We start from the raw sequence: 9,505 nt of genomic DNA on the forward strand, positions 1-9,505 counted from the left end.
ACAGCCCGAGGGTTCCCCGGATGGCCAATCCCAAACGTCCAGGTCCGCGTCGCGGCCCGGTCGTCGCCGCGAGCCTGATCGCATTCGTCGCCGCCAGTGGCCTGTCCCTCTGGGGCGCCACCGCCGCCGCCGATTTCATCGAAAGCCGGGCGATGCGCGATGTCTCGGCCGCGCTGGCGGGGCTTGATTGGGTCACGGTCAAGACGGACGGCTTGCAGGTGCAGCTGGGCGGCATCGCGCCCGACGAGGTGCAGCGTTTCCGCGCCCGCGCCCAGGCGGAAACCCTGGTCGGCGCCGGCCGGGTCGTGGACGACATGCAGGTCGCCGCCGCCGCCGCGCTGGCCACACCGGCCTTCGAGATCGAGCTTCTGCGCAATGACGAGGGCATCTCGATCATCGGCCTGGTCCCGGCCGGCCTTGACCGCAAGGCGCTGGTGGAGCGTCTGAAGCGGCAGACCGGCGCGGCGCAGATCTCGGACCTGATGGAAAGCGCCGACTACCCCGAGCCCGAGGGCTGGGACGAGGCCTTTGCCTTTGGCCTGAAGGCCGCGCAGCTGGCGAAACGCGCCAAGGTCTCGATCGCGGCGGGCGCGGTCTCGGTCCGCGCGGTGACCGACAGCCCGCGCGAGAAGGTCGAACTGACCGCGGCGCTGAATCGCGCCCGGCCGGCCTCGGTCAAGCTGGCGGCCGAGATCACCGCGCCGCGCCCGGTGATCGCGCCCTTCACCCTGCGCTTCGTCAAGGACGACAGCGGCGCGCGCTTCGACGCCTGCGCCGCCGATACCGAGGCGGCGCGCGACCGCATCCTGGCCGCCGGGCGCGAGGCCGGGGCGGCAGACCAGCCGCAATGCACGCTGGGCCTGGGCGCGCCCTCGCCCCGCTGGGCCGATGCGGCCGTGCCGGCCATCGCGGCGGTCAAGGGCCTGGGCGCGGGGTCGGTGACGATCTCGGATACCGAAATCGCGCTGTTTGCGCCCTCCGAGGTGGCGGCGGATCGTTTCGACGAGGCCACCGGCCGGTTGCAGGCGGCGCTGCCCGCCGGCTTCACCCTGACCGCGCAGCATGAAAAGCCCGATGCGGCGGCGCAGGGGCCGGCCGAATTCGTCGCGGTGCTCGATCACGGCAGCGTCTCGCTGCGCGGGCGCATCACCGACGACCGCATGCGCGAGGCGGTGGAAAGCATGGCCCGCGCCCGCTTCGACCATGTCGACAGCGCGTTGCGCAGCGATGATGCCGTGCCGGGCGGCTGGACCCTGCGCGCCATCGCCGCCATCGAGGCCATGACCGGGCTGGAGCGCGGCACCGCGACGGTGACGCCCGACCTGGTGCGCATCAGCGGGGTTTCGGGCAACCAGACCGCCTCGGACATGGTGGCGGCGCGGCTGGCGCAGCGGCTGGGACCGGGCGCGCGCTATGAGCTGGCGATCCGCTACGACAAGCGCATGGACCCGCTTCTGGGCCTGCCCTCGGGGGCGGAATGCGTGGACCGGCTGAACGCGGCGATGCGGGAATCCGAGATCGGCTTCGAGCCGAACAAGTCGGTGATCGCCGGCGACCCCGGCCCGACCCTGGCCCGGCTGGCCGAGACCATGGCGCTGTGCGGCGATTTCCGCATCGAGCTGGGCGGTCATACCGATTCCCAGGGCTCCGAGGGGTTCAACGCCGAGCTTTCGCGCTCGCGCGCCCAGGCGGTGCTGACCGCGATGACCGAGGCCGGCATCGACACCGCGAACCTGACCGCGCGCGGCTATGGCGAAAGCCGGCCCATCGCCGAGAACGACACCGACGCCGGGCGCGAGGCGAACCGGCGCATCGAATTCACCCTGCTGGCGGATGAGCCGGTCATGGTCGATGCGCCGGCCCCCGCCGCGCTGGTCAAGGGCGTGACCGAGCCGCCCGAGGCGGTCGCCGCCCGCGCCGGGGCCCTGGCCCTGCGCGCGGCCAGCGCCGCCGTCGGCCCGGCGCTGGGCGTGCCGACCGATCCGGCCCTGGCCCTGCAGGCCGCGACCGAGCCCGCGGCGCTGGCGGTGGCGCCGGTGGCCCCGGTCGAGGCCGGCGCCCTGCCCGCGGCGGCCACGGTGCTGCCCGACCAGCTGGTGATCCGGGCCGCGACCCGGCCGGCGGGCGATCTGCTGCCGCCGCCCATCGCGCCCGAACTGGCCGCCACCCAGCCCTCGGCCGGGCTGCTGGTCGAGGCCGCGACGGAAACCGCCACCATGCCCGCCGCCACGGTGGCAGAGCCCGACCGCCCGCAGCCGCGTCCCGCGACGCCCTGACCCCGCAACCTCAGCGCCCGAGCCCGCATGAACCGCACCGAATTCATCGTCGCCACCGCGATCATCCTGTTCGCCGCCTTCCTGCTGGGCTGGTTCGCCAGCTGGCTGATCCATCGCCTGTCCCGCGTCACCCGGGCCGAGATGGGCGAGCTGGAAAGCATGGCCCAGCAATTGCACGAGGCCGAGGAGGCCCGCGACCGCGCCGTGGCCGAGCTGGAGGAGCGCGAGGCCGAACTGGTGGCGAAACTGTCGGGGGTCGAGGCGGAGTTGCTTGCCGTCCAGGGCGAGCTGCGCGAGAGCACGACGGAGATCGAGGAACTGCGCGACTATATCGAGCGCAAGCTGAAGCGATAGGAGCTGGACCGGGGCTCTGCCCCGGACCCCGGGGTATTTCTGCAACAAAGAAGGCCGGGGCCGTTCAGTCGCCCTCTTGCCGGATGGCGATCCGCAGCACGGGCCCGACGTGGAAATTGCTGAGAAGTTCGTCGAAGACCGGCGAATCCGTGCGGCCGGACAGCGCCGGGTCTCCGATCCAGCCCGAGGCGAGGTCATGGCAGAACTGGTCCAGGCGGCGGCCATAGACCGGATGCGGCGGCGACCGCGTGCTGGCCAGGGTGAAGCTGCTCATCACCACGGGGTGATGGTCATGGTCGAACAGGCTGTCGCTGCCCGGATCCACGCCACGCCGCAGCAGGACGAACCGCCCGGCCGGGGTGGCGACGTTCAGCTTTTGCGCCGTCTGGCGCAGCTCGTGCCACATCGGTTCCGGCATGGCGCCGCTGCGGGGCACCTGCTGCATGACCATTGGAACGCCGAAGCCGCCGCTGGCATGTTCAGTGTCGAACCAGATCTGCAGGATCAGGTCGAGCGGCGGCCCCGCCCAGCATGCCGCTGCGCAGGGCCTGGAACAGGTGGGTGGTGATGCGGTGTGTCTTGATGAAGGACAGGAAGGGTTGCCGGTCATCGACGGTCGGCGGCGCGGTCAGCCGCACATCGTTCAGGGCGCTGTCGATCAGCGCCGCCCATTCGCTGGCGAATTCGGTGACCGGAGTCTGCGATTCGCGCCCGCTGACCCATCGGAAAGCGGTGAGGAGGCTTTTGCCGAGTTGATCGACCCAGAGCTCGCGTTCGAGGTTGGTCATGGCACCCCCCGGTCGGGACGGACCGTCGGTCAGGACCGGCGGTCGCCCCCTGTCTGGGTCGGGTTCAGACGCCGGCTTCGATGATGGCGCGGGCCAGGACCGGGATGGTAGCCTGGTTCAGGCCGGCGATGTTGATGCGGGAATCGCCGACCATGTAGATGCCGAACTCTTCCTTGACCCGCTGCACCTGCTCGGGCGTTGCGCCGAGGCGCGAGAACATGCCGCGATGCCGGGCCACGAAGTCGAAGCGGTCCGATCCGGAAAGGTCGCGGAGTTCGCCGGCGAGTTGCTCGCGCAGTTGCAGCATGCCGCTGCGCACCGCCTCGAGTTCGGCCATCCAGTCGGCGCGCAGCTCGGGCGTGTTGAGCACGGTCGAGACGATCTTGGCGCCGTGGAAGGGCGGGAAGGAATAGGTCTGCCGGTTCAGGAAGGCCATGGCGCCCTGGGCCAGCTCGCGCGTCGCGGCGTCGGTGCAAAGCGCCAGCAGGCAGCCGGTGCGCTCGCGGTAGATGCCGAAGTTCTTGCTGCACGAGGCGGCGATCAGCACCTCGGGGATGCGCGCGGCGATCAGCCGGGTGCCGGCCGCGTCCTCTTCCAGCCCGTCGCCGAAGCCCTGGTAGGCCAGGTCGATCAGCGGCAGCGCGCCGGTCCTTTCCAGGATTTCGGCGACCTCGGCCCATTGCTCCAGCGTCAGGTTGGCGCCGGTCGGGTTGTGGCAGCAGCCGTGCAGCAGCACGACATCGCCCTTTTTCGCCGTCGAGATGTCGGCCTTCATGCCCTCGAAATCGACGCCGCGGGTGGCCGCGTCGAAATAGCGGTATTCCTGGACCGGCACGCCCATGAAATTCATGATCGAGACATGGTTCGGCCAGGTCGGGTTCGAGACGAAGACGCGCAGGTCGGGATTCGCCATCCGCGCCAGTTCCAGCGCCTGGCGGATCGCGCCGGTGCCGCCGACCGTGGCCAGCGTCGCGGTGGTCTCGGGCTTCAGCAGATCGCCTAGGATCAGCCCGCCCATGGCCTTCTGGAAATCCGGCTCGCCCGACAGGCCGGCGTAGCTTTTCGTCGTCTCGGTTTCCAGCATCCGCTTTTCGGCGGCAAGCACGGCGCGCATGATCGGGGTGTGGCCGCTGGCATCCTTGTAGACCCCGACGCCGAGGTCGATCTTGCCCTGGCGGGGATCGGCCTTGAATTCGCCCATCAGGGCCAGGATCTTGTCGGGGGCCTGCGGTTTCAGATTGCCCAGCATTCACGCGTCTCCGGTTGCGATTTTAAGGTCCGGGAAGCTGCCCCATTCGGCCCAGCTTCCGTCGTAAAGCGAATGGTCCCGGTGCCCGATGCGTTCGAGCGCCAGGAACAGCGAGGCCGCCGTCACCCCCGAGCCGCAGCTGGTGATGACTGGCCTGGACAGATCAACCCCGGCGGCCTGGAATTCGGCGCGCAGCGCCGCGGCGGGCTTCAGGGTGCCGTCGGCGTTATAGAGCCGGCCGAAGGGCAGGCTTTTCGAGCCGGGGATATGGCCCGCGCGCAGGCCGGGGCGCGGCTCGGGCGCCTCGCCGCGAAAGCGCTCGGCGCTGCGGGCATCGACGATCTCGTGGCTGCCGAGCTTGCTGGCGGCGGCGACCTGGGTCACGTCGCGCACCAGCCCGGCCTGGCGGGCGACGGTGATGTGGCGGTCGCGCTGGATCGGCGGCATGTCCTCGACCGGGCGGCCCTCGGCCTGCCACTTGGCAAAGCCGCCGTCCAGCACCGCGACGTCGGGCTTGCCCATCAGCTTGAAGGTCCACCAGACCCGCGCCGCCGAACGCACCGGCGAATTGTCATAGACCACGACCTGATGGCCGTCGCCGATGCCCATGCCGCGCATGCGGCTGATGAACATCTCGGGCGGCGGCGCCATATGCGGCAGCTGGCTGCGCTTGTCCGCGATCTCGTCGAGATCGAAGAAGCGGGCGCCGGGGATATGCGCGTCCATGTATTCGGCGCGGGCGTCGCGGCCCGGCTCCAGGAACCAGGTCGCGTCGATGATGCGCAGGTCGGGATCGTTCAGATGGGCCGCGAGCCAGTCGGTCGAGACCAGCACCCTGGGATCGTCGGAATCGGTCGTCTGGGACATCGGCCTGGCTCCCCCCGCGAAAAACGCCTTCGATGTAACCGCAGGCGCGCGGGGCTGCAATGCCTATCCCTGTTTCAGCAGGCGCTGCTTCTGCCGGTTCCAGTCGCGTTTCGCGTCGGTTTCGCGCTTGTCGTGGTTCTTCTTGCCCTTGGCGACGCCGATCTTCAGCTTCACCATGCCGCGGTCGTTGAAATACATCACCAGCGGCACCAGCGTCATGCCCTCGCGCCCGATGGCCTGCCAGAGCCGCGCCAGCTCCTTGCGGCTGACCAAGAGCTTGCGCTTGCGCCGCTCTTCATGACCGAAGACGCCGGCCTGCTTGTAGGCGGCGATATAGGCGTTGATGAGCCACAGCTCGCCCTCCTCGACCGAGGCATAGCTCTCGGCGATGTTCGACTGGCCGGTGCGCAGGCTTTTCACCTCCGACCCGGTCAGCACGATGCCGACCTCGAGGTCGCTTTCGATGAAGTAATCGAAGCGCGCCCGGCGGTTCTCGGCGATGATCTTGTAGTTGGGGTCGGATTTCGTGGCCATGACCCCGCACAGATAGGGCGGGCATCGCAGGCTGTAAAGCCTTTGGCTTGCCAGCGCCCGCCCGGCCGGCAAGACTGGCGCCGAGGCAGGGGAGGCGTCGATGCGGCACGGCGGGCAGATTCTGGTCGATGCGTTGAAGGCAAACGGGATCGCGCGGGTGTTCTCGGTCCCCGGCGAAAGCTTCCTGGCGGCGCTGGACGGGCTGCACGGCTCGGACATCCTGAACATCGTCTGCCGGCACGAGGGCGGCGCGGCGATGATGGCCGAGGCCCATGGCAAGCTGACCGGCCGGCCCGGCGTGGCCTTCGTCACCCGCGGGCCGGGGGCGACGAACGCCAGCGCCGGCGTGCACGTGGCGCGGCAGGATTCGACGCCGATGATCCTGTTCGTCGGCCAGATCGCCCGCGCCGACCGCGACCGCGACGCCTTCCAGGAGGTGGATTACCGCGCCATGTTCGGCCCGCTGGCGAAATGGGTGGCCGAGATCGACCAGACCGAGCGTATTCCCGAATACCTGTCGCGCGCCTTTCACCTGGCGGTCTCGGGGCGGCCCGGCCCGGTCGTGCTGGCCCTGCCCGAGGACATGCTGAGCGCCCGCGCCGAGGTCTCCGACATTCCGCCGCCCGCCGCGGCCCTGACGGCAGTGGCGCCCGAGTCGGTCGGGGCGCTGGCCGAGGCGCTGGCCGGGGCCGAGCGCCCGCTGGTGATCCCGGGCGGCACGCTCTGGTCGCAGGCGGCGGCCGATGACCTGGCGCGCTTTGCCGAAACCTGGGGCTTGCCGGTCGCCGTGCCGTTTCGCCGCCAGGGGCATATGGACAACGCGCATCCGAACTATGTCGGCGATCTGGGCGTCGGCATGAACCCGGCCCTGGGACAGGCCTTGGCGCAGGCGGATTGCCTGCTGTCGCTGGGCGCGCGGCTGGGCGATACGCTGACCCGCGGCTATGAGCTGATGGACCCGGTCCGGCCGCATCTGCGGGTGATCCATGTCCATCCTGCGCCCGATGAGCTGGGGCATCTGTGGCGGCCCGATCCGGGGCTGGTGGCCGATCCGCGCGCCGTGGTCGCCGCGCTGGCCCGGCTGCCCGCGCCGCGCCGCTGGGACGGTTGGACCGCAGGGCTGCGTGCCGGCTACGAGACCTGGCAACAGCCGCAGCCCACCCCCGGCGCAGTGCGGATGGAGGCGGTGGTGCGCTGGCTCTCGGACAGCCTGCCCGAGGATGCGATCATCACCAACGGCGCGGGCAATTACGCGGCTTTCGTGCATCGCTACTACCGCTTCCGGCGCTGGGGCAGCCAGCTGGCGCCGACCTCGGGCTCGATGGGCTATGGCCTGCCCGCGGCCATCGCCGCCAAGCTGCAGCATCCCGGGCGAACGGTGGTCTGCATGGCCGGCGACGGCTGCCTGCAAATGACGATGAACGAGCTTTCGACCGCCGCCCAGCATTGCGCCGCCGTGATCGTGTTGGTGGCGAACAATGGCCGCTACGGCACCATCCGCATGCATCAGGAGCGCAGCTATCCCGGCCGGGTCTCGGGCACCGACCTGGCAAACCCCGACTTCGCCGCGCTGGCCCGCGCCCATGGCGGCTTCGGCGAAAGCGTGACCCGGCAAGAGGATTTCGCCGCCGCCTTTGCCCGCGCCAGCACCGCCGGCACGCTGGCGATGCTGGACCTGCGCCTGGATCCCGAGGCCCTGTCCACCGGCGCCACCCTGGCCGAGACCCGCGCCGCGGGCGAGGCCGCCGCCGTCCGGGATCGGTAGCCCGGTTGAGCTCTGCGGCCTGGATGGGACCAGGCTTCGCCGGCGATCGCGCGGAAAGAGATCTGCACCTGGCTCGGCTCCGTTCCCGGGCCTTGCTGGTTCAGGCCCGCCACGTCCTGCTCATGCGGAAACCTCTGGGCCGGACCCGCAAACCGCGCCTGCGGGCGTGACAGGCTGCGAGAAGTTGCGGAAATCCCGCGCTGGCCGGCCGGTTGAGCCATCTCTCCGAAAGCCCCTTGTTTCCTTGCAGCTTGCTCCATATACGGGGCGGCGGAGACGTGGCCGAGTGGTCGAAGGCACACCCCTGCTAAGGGTGCAGGCGGGAAACCGCCTCGAGGGTTCGAATCCCTTCGTCTCCGCCACTTGCCCCCGCGAAAGCGTTCTCCCGATCCGGCTAAGGCCGGATTTTTCCGTTGTTTTCGAGGGTTATGCGCGAGGGGCTGAACACTACACTTGCAGCCAGGTGGCCCGGAAGCGGTCTCTCAGGGCCGATATTCTCCGGACCTCATGACTGCGGCAATTTGGTGAACAGCTTGCAAGCTTCAGAAACTGTGGAGCTTTTTCGAGTCAATGGCTGAGCACTTCGACGCCAGGGGCGTTGGGCAGACGGGACCGGGATCGAACACGCAAGAGCCGATATCCTGCGTTCTGGGATGCATGCCAACAGAGCGACGCTCTGACTGCGGCACAAATGCTATGTGCTCCAATCCTCATGCGCCAGCGCCTCCGCGTTGAGCTCGTCACGAACGATCCGCCAATGCGGAAGCATCCGGTCCAGAAGGGCCACGAACTGCTCTGTGTGGTTGCGCTCAAAAAAATGGGCCAGCTCATGGACGATCACGTATTCGAGACACTGCGGCGGCTTCTTGATCAGTTCGAGGTTCAACCAGACTCGACGTGCTTCGATATTGCAGGTGTGAACCGCGCCGGGTTTGCCGGAGGCTCCAACTCCTGAGTAAGGTGGAGCATCATGAGCAAGACAACGAACAAGTTTTCTCCGGAAGTGCGTGACCGCGCGGTGCGGTTGGTCCTGGACAATGAGGGTCAGCATGGATCGCGGTGGCAGGCGGTCATGTCGATTTCGGCGAAGATCGGCTGTGCGCCTCAGACCTTGAACGATTGGGTCAAGAAGGCCGAGGTTGATAGCGGCAAGCGTCCGGGCGTCTCCAGCGAGATGGCCGAGAAGATGAAGGCGCTGGAACGCGAGAACCGCGAGCTGCGCCAGGCGAACGAGATCCTTCGCAAGGCGTCAGCGTATTTTGCGATGGCGGAGCTCGACCGCCGATCGAAGTGATGGTGGGTTTCATCGACGCGCATCGGGATGCGCACGGGGTCGAGCCGATCTGCAACATACTGCCGATCGCCCCGTCCACCTACTATGATCATCTGGCGAAGCGGGCCGATCCATCTCGGCTGTCTGATCGGGCACGTCAGGACGAAGCGCTGCGCCCCGAGATCCTTCGTGTCTTCGAAGAGAACTGGCGAGTCTATGGCGTCCGGAAGGTTTGGCGGCAGCTGGGCCGCGAAGGTTTCGATGTCGCCCGATGCACCGTGGCACGGCTAATGAAGAGCATGGGTATTCAGGGCGTTATCCGCGGCAAGCCGCACAGGACGACGATCCCGGACAAGAAAGCCCCCTGTCCGCTGGACAAGGTGAACCGCCAGTTCCGCG

At 68.9% G+C, this 9,505-nt stretch carries 9 protein-coding genes, 1 tRNA gene, 1 pseudogene and 1 other annotated feature; of the genes and pseudogenes, 5 read left to right on the forward strand and 6 right to left on the reverse strand.

The genetic code is table 11. The features are described from left to right. Nucleotides 1-20: 20 nt before the first annotated feature. The gene (locus E3D03_RS05615) at nt 21-2,276 is read left to right on the forward strand and encodes an OmpA family protein (protein ID WP_263566153.1); all 2,256 of its coding nucleotides are present in this window, start codon (nt 21-23) and stop codon (nt 2,274-2,276) included. A 27-nt stretch (nt 2,277-2,303) separates the two neighbouring features. Continuing rightward, complete coding sequence (locus tag E3D03_RS05620) at nt 2,304-2,630, forward strand: hypothetical protein (RefSeq protein ID WP_062561790.1); 327 nt, start codon at nt 2,304-2,306, stop codon at nt 2,628-2,630. Between the two features lie 64 nt (nt 2,631-2,694). On the opposite strand, the gene E3D03_RS05625 is transcribed toward E3D03_RS05620, so the two are convergent. From E3D03_RS05625 to smpB, 5 genes are all read right to left on the reverse strand, one after another. Beyond that, nucleotides 2,695-3,081: a hypothetical protein gene (locus E3D03_RS05625; protein ID WP_263566154.1), complete on the reverse strand. Its 387-nt coding sequence runs from the start codon at nt 3,079-3,081 to the stop codon at nt 2,695-2,697. Nucleotides 3,082-3,109: 28 nt separating this feature from the next. After that, the gene (locus tag E3D03_RS05630; protein WP_263566155.1) at nt 3,110-3,418 is read right to left on the reverse strand and encodes a hypothetical protein; all 309 of its coding nucleotides are present in this window, start codon (nt 3,416-3,418) and stop codon (nt 3,110-3,112) included. A gap of 64 nt (nt 3,419-3,482) precedes the next feature. Beyond that, nucleotides 3,483-4,667 (reverse strand): aromatic amino acid transaminase, encoded by a 1,185-nt coding sequence (locus E3D03_RS05635; protein WP_263566156.1) that lies wholly within the window; start codon nt 4,665-4,667, stop codon nt 3,483-3,485. Then, nucleotides 4,668-5,534 carry a 3-mercaptopyruvate sulfurtransferase gene (gene sseA / locus E3D03_RS05640; RefSeq protein WP_263566157.1) on the reverse strand — a complete coding sequence of 289 codons (867 nt, stop codon included), beginning with the start codon at nt 5,532-5,534 and terminating at the stop codon, nt 4,668-4,670. A gap of 63 nt (nt 5,535-5,597) precedes the next feature. Further along, nucleotides 5,598-6,068 carry an SsrA-binding protein SmpB gene (smpB, locus tag E3D03_RS05645; RefSeq protein ID WP_263566158.1) on the reverse strand — a complete coding sequence of 157 codons (471 nt, stop codon included), beginning with the start codon at nt 6,066-6,068 and terminating at the stop codon, nt 5,598-5,600. 100 nt (nt 6,069-6,168) lie between these two features. On the opposite strand from smpB, the gene E3D03_RS05650 reads away from it, so the two are divergent. Next, nucleotides 6,169-7,833, forward strand: coding sequence for a thiamine pyrophosphate-binding protein (locus E3D03_RS05650; protein WP_263566159.1), 1,665 nt, complete (start codon nt 6,169-6,171; stop codon nt 7,831-7,833). A 272-nt stretch (nt 7,834-8,105) separates the two neighbouring features. Then, nucleotides 8,106-8,195, forward strand: a tRNA-Ser gene (locus E3D03_RS05655). A gap of 332 nt (nt 8,196-8,527) precedes the next feature. On the opposite strand, the gene E3D03_RS21370 is transcribed toward E3D03_RS05655, so the two are convergent. After that, entirely contained in the window at nt 8,528-8,719 is a 192-nt protein-coding gene (locus tag E3D03_RS21370; RefSeq protein ID WP_411969794.1) for a M48 family metallopeptidase, read from the reverse strand. A gap of 84 nt (nt 8,720-8,803) precedes the next feature. Between E3D03_RS21370 and E3D03_RS05665 the strand changes: the two are divergent. Then, nucleotides 8,804-9,505, forward strand: a pseudogene (locus E3D03_RS05665) (IS3 family transposase); the annotation flags it as partial. After that, nucleotides 9,085-9,201: a sequence feature (AL1L pseudoknot), on the forward strand. It overlaps the preceding pseudogene by 117 nt.

The organism is Paracoccus sp. DMF, from assembly GCF_004407025.1.
In the GTDB taxonomy this organism is placed as follows: domain Bacteria; phylum Pseudomonadota; class Alphaproteobacteria; order Rhodobacterales; family Rhodobacteraceae; genus Paracoccus; species Paracoccus aminovorans_B.